The following is a 17,924-nucleotide window of genomic DNA, read 5'->3' as shown; positions in this document are numbered from 1 at the left end:
AGGAGTGTATTTTCTATGAATAATGAAATTTTTGCCGACGGCATCAGTGCCGTTCATGTTACCGGAAATCTTGTCCGCATTGACCTCATGACGGTGCAGCCTCACCTAAAAAGCGACAACGGCCAGCCTGTGGTTGATGTTAGCAAACGAATTATCATGCCACTGGAGGGTTTTGTCCAGTCACTGACGGTACAGGACAATATCGTCCAACAGCTGATCGAGGCCGGAGTAATGAAAAAGAATCCAGCTCCGGGAGAAAAAACGCCAGACAAAGAAATGTAGCATACATACATTCGCTAACAACCCCAAAAATTCGTAAAAAAGGATGATACCATGCGTAAGAGCATCTCCTATAATACCAAAAAACTGTGTCCCCTCGTCACTATGCCTTCTGTTGATGTCTCCCGTCAGCGCTGCCCCGCCGGAGCAAAGTGACAACAGCACAACTCTGGGCGGTATTAAGGAGCATACGCTGCCGCCACAGGAACAAGTCAAACCCCAAATCGAAATTAAGCAGGAACAACCAGCTGCGCCGGCGCAAACCGGGGGGACAAAAATTCATGTGGAAAAAATCAGCATTACCGGACAAAGCCTGTACGGCGAGGAGGTACTGCTGTCGTTGGTCAAAGAAGCCTGCGGCAAGGACTTGACGCTCAGCGAATTGGAAGGCTACGCCCGGCGCATAACCAACTACTTCCATGATCAGGGCTATCTTGTTGCCAGAGTCGTTATTCCGGCACAGACCATTGAAAATGGCACCGTGGAAATGGCGGTGCTTGTTGGCCAATACGGCCAAATCCAGGTGCAAAACCAATCCACTCTGAGGCAAACGGCTGTATAATCTCACGGGACATATCGGCTTTGATCACAAAGAGTTGAAAGACCGCATTGACTACTTTAGCAGCAACAGCCGCAAGACGGCCAACATCTGGAACTTCGGTGTACGAGGCGACAGTCGTGACAATGTTGGCGGCGGCGGCTACAATACATTTGGCCTTACCTTCTCGCTGGGACGTCTTAGTATGGATTCGGCTGATGCCGTTACCAATGACAGCCGCGCGCATACAGCTGGGCACTATAACAAAACCAACCTTAATCTCTACCGGATACAAAGCATCAACAACCGTTTGAACCTGCATCTGTCCTTTGCGGGACAACTGGCAAGCCAAAATCTGGACTCTTCGGAAAAACTCTCCCTGGGCGGGCCAAGCGGCGTCAGAGCCTATCCGGTCAACGAAGCCTCCGGCGATGAAGGCTATGTGGCAACAGGTGAACTGCGCTGGAATCTGCCTAAACCCAGTGTGCAGCTGGCAGCATTTGTCGATTGCGGGCATGTTAAGCTAAATAAAACCCCCTGGACGAGTGATGACAACAGTCGAACCTTGTCCGGTGCCGGTCTTGGCTTTATTTTCAATCGTCCCGACGACTATGCCCTGCGTCTTGACTACGCCTGGAAACTCAGTTCCAATGCTGCCACGTCAGATACCGATCACGCCGGCCGATTCTGGCTGCAGGGTGTGAAATATTTTTAAAAACCCTTCTTGCCGAAAGAGGTAAAAGTTGTTTTAATTTTTGGCTTGTTGTTTTTTATAGGCTATTTCTATTTTTGCCTGCGGTTAAAATTTCGTAGTAGTAATGGTAGTAACAGCGGGTCTAGTGGCGGTAGCGGCAGTTTCGGCGGCGGTGGAGTTGGGAGATGATATATATTGACATTATGCTGAAAATTCCAGTAAAATAAAAATATACAGTAGTAATAAATGTTTATCTCCTGGAAGACAAGTATATTAAAAGAAAGGAGGGCTTGGTCGGTGAAAAAGGGTAAAAGCATGAGGTTTATTAGTGTGGGGATGGTACTATTGTGCCTATTAACGATGCCATTGTTAGCAGGAGCTGTACAATCTACTGGTGAAGCAGGAATAATTATTGACAAAACATCATATGTACCTGGTGAACAGATCAGGGTACAATTTAAAGCGCCTGCTAATTGGCCGAGAAATGCTTGGATTGGCATAATCCCGTCTAACATAAGTCATGGCAGCGAGCCTGTTAATGATCAGCATGATATTACGTATCAGTACATTGAGCAGCGAACTAGCGGGGTTATGGTATTTACGGCTCCAGGGGTTGGTCAGTGGGATTTGCGAATGCATGATACTGATAGCAATGGTCGGGAGATAGCCTTTGTGAGCTTTACTGTCAGCGATGGTATGCCTATTGCTAATAACACGGATTATCGGTTACAGCTGGAAAAGACAGTATTTGCCCCCGGTGAGAAAATTGAGGTAAGGTTTCAGGCGTCTGCTAATTGGCCGGGAAATGCCTGGATTGGCATAATCCCGTCAAATGTAAGCCATGGCAGCGAGCCTGTTAATGATCAGTATGATATTACATACCAGTACATTGAACAGCGAACTAGCGGGGTTATGGTATTTACGGCTCCAGAAGTTGGTCAGTGGGATTTGCGAATGCATGATACTGATAGCAATGGTCGGGAGATTGCCTATATTTCTTTTCGTGTTAGATAATAATTTTGGTAGTAACTTATCTGTAACACGGTTGTGAGTCATTTGTCTCTCTGGTAATGAAAACTATGCAGTAATTAGTTAAGGGCAGTGGAAAACTTAGTGATAAGTTCCACTGCCCTTAAACTACTTATTACTCTATAAAACGATTTCGGAGTAGAAATGTAGTAAAAAACAGCATAGCTGCCACCAGAATGATGGTTGCTCCTGTTGCCGTATTCCAGTAGTACGAAAGGATTAATCCTGCTACACCCGCGCAAATAGCGAATAAAACAGAAACAAGATGATATTGCCTAACATTGCTTGTTACATTTCGCGCAGCGGCTGCCGGTAAAACTAGCATGGAATTGATAATCAAAAGGCCTACCCATTGGATGCTAATGGCTACAACGATAGCCAATGCTGAGGAAAATAATATCTCGACAAATAATGTATTAATACCCCGGCTTGCCGCTAAAGATGGATTTATGCTAATGACAAGTATTTTATTAAATATCACAAGCCACAACAACACGATGCCAATAAACACACCAAAAAGCATACCAATCTCAACTGGCGTTATACTTAATAAGTCGCCAATCAGGTAGGAGGAAAATTTAGCAAAACTGCCGCCTTGAGACATAATCATCAAACCTAATGCGATCGCTGTTGATGAAAATACTCCGATAATGGTATCTGTGGAAACGCTGCTCTTGTTCTTAATAACAGTAATAACAATGGAAAAAAATAAAGAAAATAGGACAAGGGCTGTAAGGGGCTTAATGCCTCCAATTAGCACCCCGATTGCGATGCCGGTAAATGCTCCATGGCCAAGTGAATCAGAGAAAAATACCATCCGGTTGCTGACTACCATGGTGCCTAGCAAGCCGAATAGCGGTGTAACCAGCAGTACTGCCAGCAGTGCATTTTTCATAAAGGTATGGTTCATCCATTGAAACGGAAGCATGAAAGTAGTCAACTCATACCACAAATCTAGCATGAAGAGCCCTCCTTGTCAGGCTGGACTTTCCCCTGCATAGTATGCTGCACTAACATGCCAAACACATTTCGGGTTCGAACATCATTAAATACTTCTTCCGGGGAACCATTACAGATCACAGTTCCATTTAAGAGAACGACTCTGTCTGCATATTTTGCAACCAAGTTAAGGTCATGAGATATTAAGATAATTGACAGATCATGGTTGGCCCTAAGATCTGAAACGATATCATAAAACAATTCTAATCCATTTTGGTCAATGCCGGAGACAGGTTCATCGAGCAGCAATAAGTCTGGTATGGGTTCAAGCGAGAGTGCTAACAGTATTCTTTGCAGTTCGCCTCCTGACAATGCGCCAAGCCTTCTATCAATTAGATGGTCGGCTTTTACTTTCACAAGAATTTGACAGACTTGGTCCCGGATACGTTTGGAACTAGCTAACCAACAGGGAATGTTGGTTAGATAAGCTGTAAACAAGTCGAGCACACTTGTCGGTGTACTGAGATCAAAATTTAGGTATTGTGGAACATATCCAATCAAAGGGTGTCCGCTATGGACACCCTTTGCATCAAAATATTTAAGTACTCCGGTATGCTTCACTTCACCAAGAATTGCTTTCAAAAGGGTACTCTTACCTGCCCCGTTAGGCCCAATTATTGCCGTAAGTTCCCCACAGTGAATATGAAGATTTACGTCATGAAATATCTGTGTATTTCCAAAAGTAACGTTGAAATTTTCGATTTTGGTGCAGCATAACCGACAACAGTCATTTTCGCTGTGAGAACAGGGATGCCAATTATTTTCTATCATTGCAAAGCCTCTTGTAATATTTTTAAATTATTTTCCATTATGCGGATATAAGCATCATAGGCATCAGATTTGGCTTCACCAGTTACCGCCGGATCAAGGGTATAAACTTTTGCGCCTGTTTCCTGCGCAATTGTTTGAGCAGCCTTTGATGAATACTGCGGCTCAGCAAATAATGCTTTGATATGAGATTCTTTTATTGTATTGATAGTAGCTTCTAGTTCCGCCGGGGATGGTTCTGAGCCAGGCTCTCTTTCAATAACTGAAACAATGTTTAAATTAAACTCCTTGGCAAAATAGGGAAAAGCTTCATGGAAGGTAATAATATCCTTGTTTTTGGTACCATCCAATGATTTTTGCATGGTATCCCGCAAGGCTTCCAGTTTTTTTACGTATTCAGCCGCATTGTTTTTATATTGTGCTGCATTTTGCGTATCTACCGCCGCCAGTTGTTCGGCGATGTTTTGGACCTGAAGAATGGCATTAGAAACACTAACCCATACATGAGGATTTTCTTCCCCGGATTCACCTTTTAGTAGTTCAATGTTTTTGCTGGCATCAATTATTTTTAGTTGCGGTTGCTGCTTTATTGTCTTATCTAAGAAAGCTTCCATGCCTGCTCCGTTGATAACAAAAGCATTTGCTTTTTCAAGCGTTTTTAAATCTTCCGGAGTTAGTTGGTAGTCATGCAGGCAGCCAGTCTGTGGTTTTGTCATATTAACTACCTCAACGCCGGGAATGCCTTTGGTAACATTAATAGTCGAAATATACATGGGATAAAAGGATGTTACTATCGTAAAATTGCCTTTTTGTCCCGTATTGGTGGAGCTTTGCGTATTAGATACTTTATTTTGTCCACAACCAGCCAACATCGCGGCACTGATGACCGCTATTACTAATAACTTAACAAGTTTTGAAAACATTACAATACCTCCAAGTGTAATTATTGTTCAAATAGGAACGCTGTCAGATAGGAATATTCCTATCTACAGTATATATACCATTTATTTCCTAGTCAAGCATATTTTTTTGTTCCTGTGTTATTGCTGGAAGCTAAAGCGCCTACTAACTTTGCGGCACATAGCTTACAACAGAAGCAGGTTTACTTGGCGGTAGATTTACACTTCTGGCAGTATCCATAGATTTCCAGCGAGTGCCCGGTGATCTTAAATTCTGAGCCAGCCGCCGTTTGCAGAAGTTGCTCATCAATCGGACAATAATCTAAACAATCGGCTTGCCCACAACTAAGACAAACCAGGTGATGGTGGTGTCCATCAATGGACAACTCGAATATTTTCACGTCTTTACCTGGCAGGTTAATTGAGTTTACGATGCCAATTTCTACAAGCAGATTGAGATTCCTATAAATAGTATCCAAACCCACGTCAGGATTTGTTGCTTTAATATCGTTAAAAACCTCTAGGGCAGTAGGGAATTTACTAAAATTGAGTAAGGATTGTATTATGGCTCTACGCTGGGGGGTAATTTTACAGCCTTTTTCTTTAAGTTTCTGTATGATTCTTTCCAATTACAACACCATCCTAATTAATAATATTACTATTTTAACATAGGATTAGTAATATTATTGAGATATTAGCAAAAAAAGTTGGCGACTGGCATGTGTCAGTCGCTAACTTTCAATAAAGGTGACTATTTTAACGCTTATACAATGCTTACAGAAAGGCGCGTGCGGATCAACGACTAATCAATGGTGCTGATTGCCTTATCCAAAGTCAGATGAGCGATACAATAGCCAACAATGCTTTCGGCACCTTGATTCCGGTTTAGCCCATCTGCCATAATGCCATCATAACAGCCACCCGTTTCGGTATTAATCAGATTTTCATGGCAAGAGTTCTCACCTGAATACCAGGCAAAACTTTGCTTGGCAAGTTTTAACATGACTTCATCACCTGTGACCTCATAAGCGACTAAATGAGCCAGTGTGGACATGGACGCCTCGACAGGTTGTTGATCATATAATGCTGGCTCAGCCCCACGCATCCACCATCCTCTACAGCCCACAGGCCTAAAAAAACCGTCACGAAAGGCATTTTGATCAAAAAATGTCATGCTTTTTCGTGCTACCGAGAGAAACCGCTCCTGTCCTGTTTGGCGGGAAGCTACGAACATAGCCCAAGGTAGTACGGCGTTATCGTACGTAAGACTGTCTTCAAACCAGCACCAGTTCTTGTCCACGGCACACTGTTCAAAGTGACCTGCGAGGGAATCAGCGAGTTTGCAGATCAGGCTATCGCTCTCAGGTCGGTCAATAAGCCCAAGACCAATCAGGGCATATGCTTGTCCGCGGAGGAACTTGAGAGAAGAAATAAGAGGCAAGGCGCGACTGACCGCACTGGCACATGCAGCTTTTATTCCGCTGGTCATCTCTGCCGAAGCCAAAGTATACTTTAAAGCCCACAGACAACGGCCAAAACATTCTTCCGATCCTTGGGTTTCTGTGAATTGCCGCCTATAGGTCATGAAATTCCGGAAATGGCCATTTTCGTTCTGAGCATATAAGATGAATGCCAGGTAGCGGTAGACTAATGTGAGGTATTTGGGCTGTTGATTTTTTTCATAGAGCATCACGGCCATAAGTAAGGCCCGGGCATTGTCATCAGTGGTATAGCCCTTATCCAAATCAGGAACATTGTAACGTGTGTGTTGAAACATACCAGTATCATCGGTCATTCGAAAGATATGTGTGTCATCAAGGTTGTTGCCTAATTGAGTCATTATCCCAGCCTCGTTCCAGCCCGACTAACTACAGTCAGATGGGGATGAGATTTTGGAATTGCCGGATGGACAAATCGACGGGTAGTATCTTTTCGCCGATTTCCTATGCCGTCAATGATATTTATGCCTAGTTCCGAATATTGAGCAGCTACATTGGCCCAGGTCATTGTTCGGCCAACTGCCAATGTATTCAGCTCCATTTCTTGTTTTCGAGCGGGGTTGGCGAGCACTGTTCGAATACACGAGGCCATTGAGTCGGAATCTCTAAATTCAGCAAGCAGTCCCCGATTGCCACCCAACATTTCTTTTGCATAGCGGTAGGGAGTTGATACAATAACCCGTCCGCACCCCATGGCGTAGGCCAATGTCCCGCTGACCGCTTGTTCTTTAGACAGATATGGTGTCAGGTACATATCGGACAAATTAAGATAGGTAATTACTTCTTCCTTTGTCAGGTACTTATCGATAAACCGGATATTATCCCGCACCCCAAGGCTTTGTGCTAAATCCATCAGGCTCTGCCTGTATTTTTCGCCCATGCTCTCTTTGACGGAAGGATGCGTTTTGCCGAGGATTAGATATATCAGGTTTTCATAATCTGGCGTGACTTTCGCTACCGCTTCAATCCCATACTCAAGACCTTTTGCTGGGCTAATGAGTCCAAAACTACTAATGACTTGTTTGTTTTCTAAGCCGTGTTCGACTTTCAATTTGTCTCGCGATTCTACCTGTATATTAGGAACGCCGTGAGGTATAAATACGATTTTCGCTAAATCAATGCCGTACGTCCCCGCTAATATGGGGATAGAACTTTCAGCCATTGTCACGACCTTCGTGCTGAGGTTTCCTAAGTCGCGCAGGACAGTTTGTTGTTTGGCTGATGGTTCTAACAACACAGTATGTGTTGTGACGATAAAAGGAATCTTCAGTTTTGATGCTAAATCAAGGATGTATTCGCCACATTCGCCGCCAAATATCCCATATTCATGTTCGATAACCAAGAGATCCACATTATCATTTGCCCAAAGTGCTGTCAGCAGATAACTCGTACGATCATGCTGACCCACTTTCCATTTTACCTGGGAATTTGTATATTGTTCCTTGTTTACAACCGCAATAACACTTGGTCGAATAAATGGTAGTTTATAAATTTCATTTACTAGATCTTCTGTAAATGTTGCTAATCCGCACTCTCTTGGCGGATAGGTACTTAAAAAAGCAATTTTTCGTATGCTATTTTCTCTAACCATTTTCATTTTCTCCTTCTTTTCTTCGGCAGCCTTGTTGCGTGTTGCTGGCTGCTACTTTGTTATCCCAGTCATCAAGGCTAGTTAATAAAGTGTCTCATCCAACGGTTCCGGACAGCTTTCGATATATTGCAGCAAATCATCAATACTGGCAGTAGCCATAGCAATACAAGAATCTGCTCCGCCGTAGTACATTTTTAACAATCCTGTCTTATCGTTTAACACCCAGCCGCTCGGAAAGACTACGTCATCGACGTCTCCTTCCCGTTCATACCATTCGGTCGGACCGAAAACCCATTCATCGCTCCGGTGCAATACCTTTAGCGGATTATCCAAGTCGAGTAGTGACATCCCGAGCCGATAAATTGATCCAGAGGCAGTTTGGCGTACTCCATGGTACAAAAGTAACCAACCTTCAGCGGTTTCGATTGGTGGTGCTGCAAGACCAATTTTTCCACCATCCCACCAACCACCCCGACGGGCGTGCATTAATACCTGACGATCACCCCAATGAGTGAAGTCTTCAGAGGATGACAACCAGATATGCGCGCCAGGGACATAGTTAGCAGTAATTGGCCGATGAATAAGTAACCATTTTCCGTTTATTTTACGTGGAAAAAGGCCAGCATCCTTATCTTCCGGTGGCATCAGCGGTCCAAATCGCTCAAAATGGTTAAAGTCTTTTGTCAGTGCCATAGATACAAGTGGTCCACCACGAGAATAGGCCGTATAGATAATCGCCCACTTATCCAATTCCGCCAGCCAAGTAATCCGGGGGTCTTCAATTCCCCACCGCTCTTCCGGATAATTTTCCGGGTCCGGCTCAAATGTTGGTACGCTATCAATTTGCCAGTTGCTTACACCATCGTCACTAATCGCCTTAGTAAGGTGGGAAAATCCCCGCCTATCCTCCACCCGGGCGAGCAATAAGACTTTGTTATGAAACATAGTGGCCGCCGGATTAAATACTGTGTTCGCGGGATAAGGCCAATCTTTAGCTGTAAAGATAGGATTCTGGGGATACCGCTGAAAAAGTTCTTTATAAGTATTGTTTTCGTTTCTCAACTTGGTTTTAAAGCTATTTTTGCTCATAAAAAAAACCTCCTACGTTTGGACATTCGGCTCATGCCGGCGAGTGCGATATCTCACACCCAGTTCCCATATCCCGAGGCGGTTAAAACACAATATGGAATTGCACTAATCGTTAGTAGGTTCTAACAATTTGTAATATTATTGTACTATAAATTGTTGTGTTTGTCAAACAATGGGTTATCTGTAGTAAACGATTGTTTATTTAAGATAGACAATATTTGTGCGTTAAATTCAATATAGAGTTACAGAAACAAGATTCTCTTGAAAAACGTTATATTAAAATTAAATAGACAAAAGCAAACAAAAACAAACAAAATACAAAATATATTGCTAGAATGTTGATTTATAGAGGTTTTTATAGTATCATGGTCAATAAGGGAAAAGTTTGCCTGATTATCCATAATACTCAGCATCAGGAGCAATAATACAGTTAACAAAACTATAGATAACTATACACAAACATTAAAACGATAGAAGTAAAATTTCCATTGACAGAGCGTAAGGGCTGTCATAAATACGAAGTAGTATTCTGATGGTATCTATCGTTATTGTTAGCGGTGCGAAAAACAAGCAAAAACCGTTAATCGTTGAAAAGTAAAAATACCATTAAAGAAAGGAGAGCTACTTTAAGAAAAATATATACAAGATAGCATAATCAAGCACTTGTATATATGTACCCTGGGCTACAGGGAAATTTACGACTGCGGAGTGTTATATAAACGGTGGTAGCTTCGGCAAAACCGGACACGATGAAACAGTAATTTTCTTGGCATGGACATATTTGTCTATGTTTTAAGTAGCAGTACGGTATTCATATATGACTGGGCGTGAAATTGCATTTAAATAGGATAGGCTGTTACTTGATATTGTATAGGGAGGCGTTTAGTGTGGAAAAAAAGGATTTATTATTGCTTTTGTTTTATTATTGTATTGCCTTGGGATACCAGGTGCTGTAGGTTTTGCAGCTGAAAAACAACCTGCGGTGGATAATGATCAAATAATTGCCGACAGTAATACAATTATTGCTGATAATCTTTATGATACAGTGGCTTATTATAAACGCGGTAAGGCATATTTTGCGAAAAAACAATATGACTTAGCTCTCAAAGATTATAATCGAGTAATCGCAGGCGCTTTTTTGGATCAGGGGTATCTCTATGAGAAAAGAGGCGAGGATGATAAGGCAATTGAGGATTATCGACTAGCAATACTTAATGATCCTACATATGAAATGGCTTATGACCACCGGGGATTTATGTACAATAAAATCGGTAAATATGATTTAGCCCTTATTGACTGTAATAAAGCCATTGCGCTTAATCCTAAGTATCCTGCGGGGTATTTAAACAAAGGTACGGCATATGAAAAACAGCATTTATATAAGGAAGCAATTGCAGCATATCGCAGCTTGTTGGCAAATGTGCCGGTAGAAGATACGCATCATCGAGAGGCAGCTATAAAACGTATCCGTGCATTAGGTGGGACTGTCGAATAGAAATGATAAGAGTCCAAATGACACCGGTCACAATACTGGTGACCGGTGTTAGTTTCTTGTTGGAGGGAAATATGAAAAAGCTATGTTTGTCGTGGATAGCGATTGTCGTCATTATTCTAGTTGTTTTAACAGGGTGCGGGAAACAAAATAACTTAGGACCTGATATGGCAGTCAAGGCAGATAGCGGCAGGGTTATTACCGACATGGCCGGACGTAAGGTTGTATTACCGCCGGTAATACAGAAAGTGTATCCGGTGTCGCCGGTGGAATCGATACTGCTTTATACCATTGATCCTGAGTTTCTGCCAGGTTGGAGTTATTTTATGGGTGCTGATCAGGCGGACTATATTCTGCCGGCCTATCGTGACTTGCCGGTTCTTGGCTGGATTAACCGCGGTTCTACCGGCAATGTTGAGGAAATTATGAAGATGAAGCCAGATATCATCTTGATGGTGAATGATATCACCCAGGCAAATAAGGATTATGCGGACGAATTGGGAAAAATGACAAAAATACCAGTAGTTTTCCTGGATAAAGAAATGACCAAAATGGAACAAACCTATCTGGCTGCCGGCAAAGTGCTTGGTCGCGAGGAACGGGTGACCGAGCTTGCGGCATATTGCCGGGAGACAATTGGAATGGTGGCCGAAAAAAAAGCGCTTTTGGCGAACCGTAAACCAGTCACAGTTTACTATGCGGAAGGCCGCGGCGGTTTGGAAACTGAGCCGCGTGGATCGTGGCATACCGAGATTATTCAATTAGTCGGCGGGCTAAATGTCGCTGACCCTGATTTGCCGGGTGGCAGTAATATTGGCCGTAGTCCGGTGTCGCTGGAACAAGTGATGGTCTGGAATCCGGAAGTTATATTGGTAGGTTACTTTCGCGACGGTGAAAGCAGCAGCTTTCCAGCGATCATGGAAGACAGGGGATGGCAAAACATCCAGGCGGTAGGCAACAGAAGAGTGTATGAGATTCCTACCGGTCCCTTTAACTGGTTTGACCGTCCGCCGGGGATAAATCGCCTTATTGGTATCAGGTGGGTGGCAAATTTGCTGTATCCTGATGTATATCCTTTTGATTTTCGTTCTGAGGTTAAGCGATTTTATGCGCTATTTTATCATTATCAGCTTTCTGAGCAGGAGTTAGACAAGTTGGTAACCGGAACGCAAAGGAAGTAAAGCGTTATGTTTATATCTCAGGGAAGCATGAAGAAGGACGGGATAGCATGAAGTGTAATTATTGTGAATGGCATTGTGAGCTGGGCGACGGTAACTATGGTGTGTGTCGCATGTATCAGGAGGAAGGCGGGATGGTAAAAGAGCGCTTTCCTCATAAGTGGTGCACCTATGTCATTTCGCGGGTTGAATCGGTGCCGTTTTATCATGCTTATCCAGGCAGTAGAAGTATGACCATCGGCACAAGCGGGTGCAATATGGCATGCCGATATTGCGTGAATGCTTTTATTGCCAAAGAAGAACCGGCTACACTTCAGGATACAATGTATACGTTTACTCCGGCAGAACTTGTCCAAATGGCGATTAAAAGCGGGTGTCATAATATCGTATTTAATGTTAATGAACCGACCGTTTCACTGCCTTCACTGCTAGAGGTTTCTAAGGAGGCGCGCTTGGCGGGAATACCGATGGGTTGTCTTACTAATGCGTATACTACCGAGGAGGCAACAGAGCTTCTGGCTTCGGTGTTTTCATTTGTTAATATAAGTTTAAAAGGGCTGGCAGCAGATTTTTGCCGTGAGTATGTAGGAATTCCAGACGTTAAGCCAATATTGCGGAACATTAAAAGACTGGCATCGCTGACCCATGTGGAGGTAACAACTCCGGTGATCGAGTCAGTTAATGATAATGAGCTGGATCAAATTGCGGCTTTCCTGGCCGATGTGGACAAGGAAATTCCATGGCATGTTTTTCGTCTGTTGCCGGAATACAAAATGAAGGAAGCCGAGTATCCCAATATTGAGGCGATAAATGGTGCATTAGAAAAAAGTCGCCAAGTATTGCCTTACGTTTATTTTCATAATTTTGTCGGTTCTAACTGGGTCAATACACTTTGTCCCCAGTGTGGCAGTGCGGTAATAGAACGGTTTAGCCTGGGATGCGGCGGGGATAAGCTGGACCGCTATAACTGCAGGAATAAGGCGTGTCCTGAATGTGGCTATAGGATTAAGCTGCATGGTGATCGCATTGAGTGGAATGGGCAAGGGGGTCAGCTATGAGTTTGGCAATTATTGATGCCAGAGAATGGCAAAATACATTTGATCTTAAAACAGGTCATAAACTTCAGGATAATTCTCCGAAAACCCAGATGGTAAAAGCTGTATTGGGAAAGCATCCGTTTCCCGGTGATATTGCTGACAAGGGTAACCAATGGGTGACAGATACGGCGTTGGATTTAGTTGATAGGTACGACCCGAATTTTGTTTTTTTGATCTATGCGCAGCAGTATTATTCATTCCGGTTTGAGCACCCAGGGGAGGCTAAGCGCCAGCAGCTCATTGACGCTGTCTTTGAAGAAGTGGAACGCTTTAAAGAAGAGTCGGGATTTTTTCCGGTAGTTGTGGGAACCGGTGATATGATTCCAGTAACAGAATATATTGACTTAAGTAGGTTGGATGGCTTGGCTATTACGACCCATTGGTTAACCCGGTATGCCGGTCTTTATGGTATCACTCCGGCCGATATACGCTATTTGCGGCAGCTTGCCGGAATTGAAAGGCTGGTCAGCAAAGAAGAATTTATGTCTTTATTCAGCGGTGAACCGGTGTCTGCTGACCGGTTGCCGGAATATTTGGCAGTAGCCAAAGAGGGGTATTGTTTCAGATCTACACTATTGCGTCAGCCACTAATGATACCAGCCTGTAATCATTCTATTCCGGTATCAGGGGCATTGGGGGATGTAAACTCCATTACTGATATCAGTGATGGTATTGACGCTATTTTGCGGGAGAAAAAAGTGGCGCTTATTTTAGTCGAGGGTGTGGGAACCCAAGATTTCCGTCTGCCATATACTTCGTGCGCTAATGGCAAAGGCTGGTATGCGTACGAAAACAGTGAAGCACAGTATTTGACAATAAGCACAGGTAAACATCAGGTTTTTGCTTATCCGCCCGGCTATAGATCCTATCAGGAAGATGATGAAACCAAGGAGTATCCTTTTTCCGGGTATTTGACCTCAATTCCGTCCGGTACGGTGGGGGAACGGTTTGGCGGCAAAAGCATTGCAGTGGGAAACCGGAGTATGTTTATGCATACAGTGACAGGCACAGATATTGCAATTGAATGTTTTGCCAGGAATTTAGCTAATCAGGGCTGCCTGGGGGTAATTCATCGATAAAGTGAACCTAAGCTTGTAGAAGAGGGAGTCTTAGCGCAGCTTGGTCAGTCAAATAAAATGAATGCGGGAGGATATGAGGGTGGGATTTGAATGTTCGGTAGATTGGAGAAAAGTGGTTGAGTTTCATGGACATGTATGTCCGGGGCTGGCCATTGGCTATCGTCTGGCCAAGGCGGCATTGGCAGCACTGGGGTATCAGGACCCGGAAGAGGGTGATTTGGTGACGATTGCGGAAAGCGATCGCTGTACAATTGACCCCTTCCAAATTGTACTTGGTTGTACTATTGGTAAAGGTAAATTGTACATAAATTCTACTGGCAAACAGGCTTTTACTGTGGGCTGCCGGCAAAGCGGCAAGGCCGTACGGGTGATTCAGTTGCCACACAAGTATTCAGCGGAAAGTGATGCATTAACAAAAAAAGTAATGAGTGGCAGGGTGTCAGATGACGAGTATCGCCGCTATAAGAGTGAGCGTGAGGCACGAATACAGGAGATCCTGACAGCACCGGATGAAATGCTGCTGAAGGTGGAACCGGTTACTGTCGTTTTGCCGGAAAAGGAAATGATTTATAATTCGCCGTGTTGTGAGTATTGTGGTGAACAGGTGATGGAACCATGGACTAGGTTACGCGAGGGTAAGGTTGCTTGTGTTGCCTGCGCAGTAACGGTAACACGGTAGTCGATAGCAGCAGTATAAGGAGGCGATGAATATGGAAAATGGCCTGCTAACAACCCACCAGGAAGATATGCCTGCAAACCGGGTGATGAAGAGAGACGGAGGCACTCGGGCGCGGCATATGCGCATCGGGATGCTGAAGGTATCAGTAATGCTGGTAGTACTTGTAATCGCCTTTTTCGCTTCCTTTTTAATTGGGCGTTACCCGGTTGCACCCGATATGGTGATGGCTATTCTCTGGTCTAAGGTGCTGGCACTGCCACAGGTTTGGACTGACACCATGGAAACAGTTGTACTGGATATACGCTTGCCGCGTATTGCCGCTGCCTTGCTGGTAGGCGGGGCGCTGGCGGTTTCCGGGGCAGCTTATCAGAATTTGTTTCGTAATCCTCTGGTAGCGCCGCACCTATTAGGTGCTACCTGGGGGGCCGCTTTTGGCGCAGTGCTGGGTATGATTCTCCACTTATCCTGGATATGGGTGGAGGTATCGGCTTTTATCTTCGGCATGGTGGCTGTTTTCATTGCGATTGCCGTCAGCTCGTATTTCGGCAGTAAGTCAATGATTTCGTTAGTACTTGCCGGGATTGCGGTCTCGGCCTTTTTTCAGGCACTTGTTTCAGTTCTAAAATATCTCGCTGATCCGATGAATACTTTGCCGGAAATCAGTTTTTGGCTGATGGGCGGGCTATCGAAGGTCAAGGAGCAAGATGTAGTATGGTCGCTTATTCCCATACTTGTTCCGATGGTAGTGCTGTATTTCGTGCGTTGGCAGATTAATGTACTTAGTGTTGGCGAAGAAGAAGCACATACGCTGGGTATTAATGTTCGGCATACCCGCTTAGCGGTATTGGTCTGTGCCACTTTGCTGGCTGCTGCAGCCACCAGTCTTGGCGGCATTATCCAATGGGTGGGTTTACTGGTTCCCCATGTGGCGAGGATGCTGTTTGGGGCAAATTTTGCAATAGTGCTGCCGGCGTCATTGGTCATCGGAGGTACGTATATGCTGATAATGGATAATTTGAGCCGCAGCATAGCTTCGCTGGAAATCCAGGTTGGTATTCTTACGTCTTTAATTGGTGCACCCTTTTTTGTATTTCTACTGGCCAGAGCCAAAAAGGGCTGGGAGTAACTGCCATTTCGATGTAATAGAGTTCATTACTTGCAAGTGAAGGAGTGTGTAGTTGTGACTGAGCTAACAATAACCGATGGCAGTGTGATCCGGCCGGTAGGATATGTTGAAAGTCCCTGGCAAACCACCCTGGCTGTACCGCTTGGTGGAGTAGCCGCAATTATTCATATTAAGCCAGAGTATCAGCCTGCTTTGTATCGGATTGGCGATCATAGCCATTTGTGGATTTTGAGCTGGTTTGGGCAGGCTGACAGATCGGTGCTGCGGGTTGTACCGTCGAAAGTAAATTCAGATTTACCAAAACATGGCGTGTTTGGGCTGCGAAGTGCGGCACGGCCTAATCCAATTGCGTTAACCTTGGTGAAACTGGAAAAAGTCGGGGAAGATCGGCTATATGTGCATGATTTTGACGCAGTGGACGGTACGCTAGTGCTGGATATAAAGCCATATTTTGAAGCAGATATAATTTTTTCCCCTAAAACTCCTTATTTGCCGCCTCGTGAATACCAATCGCGTAAGGCACTTTTTTATAAGCAGGCGTTAGCCCATCATGGTGAACAATGTCTGGGTTTGGAGTTGGCGGTAAAAATGGCTTTACTGGTTGAGATTCATTTTGGACAAATTCAATCGCCATATCTCCAGTTGAGGGTAGAAGGAGACGCATGCTTAGCTGATGTCCTCCAGGGTTTGACCCGGGCGCGCCTGGCTAATCCAGCTAGGTTTATTTACCAGAGTAATCCATTGCGTAATAGGGTACAGTGGTTTAAAAACGGTCAAAGTCTCACGCTAACGGTGCGGCAGGATGTTGATATAAATACAGCAAGTCAGTTATCTGAACAGGAATTATTTATACAGGAATAATTATTACAGCAAGTGCTTAAGGAGATGGTCGGTATGTATGATGTCGTGGCGAAGGGCGGGGTCGTGTTTTGTATCATTATTACTTGCTCGCTGCTGGCGATGACAGTTGCGATTCAACGTTGGTGGTTTTACCGCTTGGTAGAGCGGGAAGACAGCAAGTATATGCCGGGGTTAGGCCAAGCTGTTGCCGCCGGCAATACCCGGCCTTTTGGCGATAGCGACGGGCCGCTGGCAAGGTTGTGGGCTGTTATGCAGGCAGTGTGTACGAAAGCAAGCGGTGAAATGAGTGCTGCAGCCGAAGTGGTGTTGGATAAAGAGAGTTTACGGTTAGAGAAATATTTATATATATTGGCAACAATAGCTACTATTGCGCCACTGCTTGGCTTATTAGGTACAGTGCTGGGGATGATTAAAACTTTTCATGTTGCGGCAATGAGCGGGGCCGGTAATCCCCAGTTATTGGCTGAAGGCATTGCGGAAGCTCTGTATAATACAGCTGCTGGTTTGTTTGTTACGGTATTTTGCATTATCTGCCACAATTATTACCGCAACTGGTCGGCGCGGCGGCTGTGTATGCTGGAGACCAGTGTGAAAGAATTTTCGTCTTTGCTAAGTAAAGGGGGAAATAACAGTGGTCAGTAGAACGCGGCGGCAACAAATCGGAGTGCATGTTGATATGACGCCGATGGTTGATGTAATGATGCTGTTAGTCATTTTTTTCATGATGACAACGGCTTTTGTTACCGTCTATCCGGGCTTTGCTGTAAATTTGCCCCAGGCATCTGCGGAAAAACAGGCAGAAAAACAGATTGTGGTGTTAATTGCCAAGGATGGACGGATTGCGGTGAATGGGCAGCCGGTCGCTAAAGAGCAATTGGCAGCAGCGGTAAATGGCATGGGAAAAACAACGGTATCTATTCAGGCCGATAAGGAAACTAGCCATGGGCGGGTGGTGGAGGTTATGGATGAAATTCATAAAGCCGGGATATCTAAGCTGGCGATAGCTATCGAGGAGAAAGGAAGATAG

At 44.4% G+C, this 17,924-nt stretch carries 20 protein-coding genes; 13 read left to right on the top strand and 7 right to left on the bottom strand.

The features are described 5' to 3' along the window. Positions 1-15: 15 nt before the first annotated feature. The 4 genes from AC1ECB_RS22335 (at position 16) to AC1ECB_RS22320 (ending at position 2,525) form a co-directional block, all read left to right on the top strand. Positions 16-282, top strand: a complete 267-nt coding sequence (locus AC1ECB_RS22335; protein ID WP_485665846.1) for a hypothetical protein — start codon at positions 16-18, stop codon at positions 280-282. A 115-nt stretch (positions 283-397) separates the two neighbouring features. Then, positions 398-841, top strand: a complete 444-nt coding sequence (locus tag AC1ECB_RS22330; RefSeq protein WP_485665845.1) for a POTRA domain-containing protein — start codon at positions 398-400, stop codon at positions 839-841. A gap of 34 nt (positions 842-875) precedes the next feature. Next, on the top strand, positions 876-1,532 hold the full coding sequence (locus AC1ECB_RS22325; RefSeq protein ID WP_485665844.1) for a ShlB/FhaC/HecB family hemolysin secretion/activation protein: 657 nt from the start codon (positions 876-878) through the stop codon (positions 1,530-1,532). 276 nt (positions 1,533-1,808) lie between these two features. Beyond that, complete coding sequence (locus AC1ECB_RS22320; RefSeq protein WP_485665843.1) at positions 1,809-2,525, top strand: hypothetical protein; 717 nt, start codon at positions 1,809-1,811, stop codon at positions 2,523-2,525. 130 nt (positions 2,526-2,655) lie between these two features. Here AC1ECB_RS22320 and AC1ECB_RS22315 read toward each other — a convergent pair whose 3' ends face one another. From AC1ECB_RS22315 to AC1ECB_RS22285, 7 genes are all read right to left on the bottom strand, one after another. Beyond that, positions 2,656-3,501: a metal ABC transporter permease gene (locus AC1ECB_RS22315; RefSeq protein WP_485665842.1), complete on the bottom strand. Its 846-nt coding sequence runs from the start codon at positions 3,499-3,501 to the stop codon at positions 2,656-2,658. After that, on the bottom strand, positions 3,495-4,310 hold the full coding sequence (locus AC1ECB_RS22310; RefSeq protein WP_485665841.1) for a metal ABC transporter ATP-binding protein: 816 nt from the start codon (positions 4,308-4,310) through the stop codon (positions 3,495-3,497). Before AC1ECB_RS22310 ends, AC1ECB_RS22315 begins: the two co-directional genes overlap by 7 nt. Further along, positions 4,307-5,230, bottom strand: a complete 924-nt coding sequence (locus tag AC1ECB_RS22305) for a metal ABC transporter substrate-binding protein (protein WP_485665840.1) — start codon at positions 5,228-5,230, stop codon at positions 4,307-4,309. The genes AC1ECB_RS22310 and AC1ECB_RS22305 overlap by 4 nt, the downstream gene beginning before the upstream one ends. A 179-nt stretch (positions 5,231-5,409) precedes the next feature. Beyond that, a complete protein-coding gene (locus AC1ECB_RS22300) occupies positions 5,410-5,835 on the bottom strand; it encodes a Fur family transcriptional regulator (RefSeq protein ID WP_485665839.1) in 426 nt (141 codons plus the stop codon). 173 nt (positions 5,836-6,008) lie between these two features. Beyond that, positions 6,009-7,046, bottom strand: coding sequence for a glycosyltransferase (locus tag AC1ECB_RS22295; RefSeq protein ID WP_485665838.1), 1,038 nt, complete (start codon positions 7,044-7,046; stop codon positions 6,009-6,011). After that, positions 7,046-8,296, bottom strand: coding sequence for a glycosyltransferase family 4 protein (locus tag AC1ECB_RS22290; protein WP_485665837.1), 1,251 nt, complete (start codon positions 8,294-8,296; stop codon positions 7,046-7,048). The genes AC1ECB_RS22295 and AC1ECB_RS22290 overlap by 1 nt, the downstream gene beginning before the upstream one ends. A gap of 81 nt (positions 8,297-8,377) precedes the next feature. Then, positions 8,378-9,385: a glycoside hydrolase family 130 protein gene (locus AC1ECB_RS22285; RefSeq protein ID WP_485665836.1), complete on the bottom strand. Its 1,008-nt coding sequence runs from the start codon at positions 9,383-9,385 to the stop codon at positions 8,378-8,380. Between the two features lie 982 nt (positions 9,386-10,367). On the opposite strand from AC1ECB_RS22285, the gene AC1ECB_RS22280 reads away from it, so the two are divergent. The 9 genes from AC1ECB_RS22280 to AC1ECB_RS22240 all read left to right on the top strand — a co-directional run bounded on the left by AC1ECB_RS22280 (position 10,368) and on the right by AC1ECB_RS22240 (position 17,924). Continuing rightward, entirely contained in the window at positions 10,368-10,880 is a 513-nt protein-coding gene (locus tag AC1ECB_RS22280) for a tetratricopeptide repeat protein (protein ID WP_485665835.1), read from the top strand. A 71-nt stretch (positions 10,881-10,951) separates the two neighbouring features. Next, complete coding sequence (locus AC1ECB_RS22275; protein WP_485665834.1) at positions 10,952-12,058, top strand: ABC transporter substrate-binding protein; 1,107 nt, start codon at positions 10,952-10,954, stop codon at positions 12,056-12,058. Positions 12,059-12,105: 47 nt separating this feature from the next. Continuing rightward, the gene (locus tag AC1ECB_RS22270; protein ID WP_485665833.1) at positions 12,106-13,113 is read left to right on the top strand and encodes a radical SAM protein; all 1,008 of its coding nucleotides are present in this window, start codon (positions 12,106-12,108) and stop codon (positions 13,111-13,113) included. Continuing rightward, the gene (locus tag AC1ECB_RS22265; protein ID WP_485665832.1) at positions 13,110-14,231 is read left to right on the top strand and encodes a hypothetical protein; all 1,122 of its coding nucleotides are present in this window, start codon (positions 13,110-13,112) and stop codon (positions 14,229-14,231) included. Before AC1ECB_RS22270 ends, AC1ECB_RS22265 begins: the two co-directional genes overlap by 4 nt. Before the next feature lie 79 nt (positions 14,232-14,310). Continuing rightward, a complete protein-coding gene (locus tag AC1ECB_RS22260) occupies positions 14,311-14,910 on the top strand; it encodes an FmdE family protein (RefSeq protein WP_485665831.1) in 600 nt (199 codons plus the stop codon). A 31-nt stretch (positions 14,911-14,941) separates the two neighbouring features. Further along, on the top strand, positions 14,942-16,036 hold the full coding sequence (locus tag AC1ECB_RS22255) for a FecCD family ABC transporter permease (protein WP_485665830.1): 1,095 nt from the start codon (positions 14,942-14,944) through the stop codon (positions 16,034-16,036). Positions 16,037-16,090: 54 nt separating this feature from the next. After that, positions 16,091-16,897, top strand: coding sequence for a tRNA (N6-threonylcarbamoyladenosine(37)-N6)-methyltransferase TrmO (gene tsaA / locus AC1ECB_RS22250; RefSeq protein ID WP_485665829.1), 807 nt, complete (start codon positions 16,091-16,093; stop codon positions 16,895-16,897). 33 nt (positions 16,898-16,930) lie between these two features. Next, the gene (locus AC1ECB_RS22245) at positions 16,931-17,539 is read left to right on the top strand and encodes a MotA/TolQ/ExbB proton channel family protein (protein ID WP_485665828.1); all 609 of its coding nucleotides are present in this window, start codon (positions 16,931-16,933) and stop codon (positions 17,537-17,539) included. Next, positions 17,529-17,924 carry an ExbD/TolR family protein gene (locus tag AC1ECB_RS22240; protein WP_485665827.1) on the top strand — a complete coding sequence of 132 codons (396 nt, stop codon included), beginning with the start codon at positions 17,529-17,531 and terminating at the stop codon, positions 17,922-17,924. The genes AC1ECB_RS22245 and AC1ECB_RS22240 overlap by 11 nt, the downstream gene beginning before the upstream one ends.

The sequence above is a fragment of the Sporomusa sp. 246TCP1 genome, from assembly GCF_057319775.1.
Note: the sequence above shows the minus strand (reverse complement) of the source record. Positions and strands in the feature narration are given on the sequence as shown.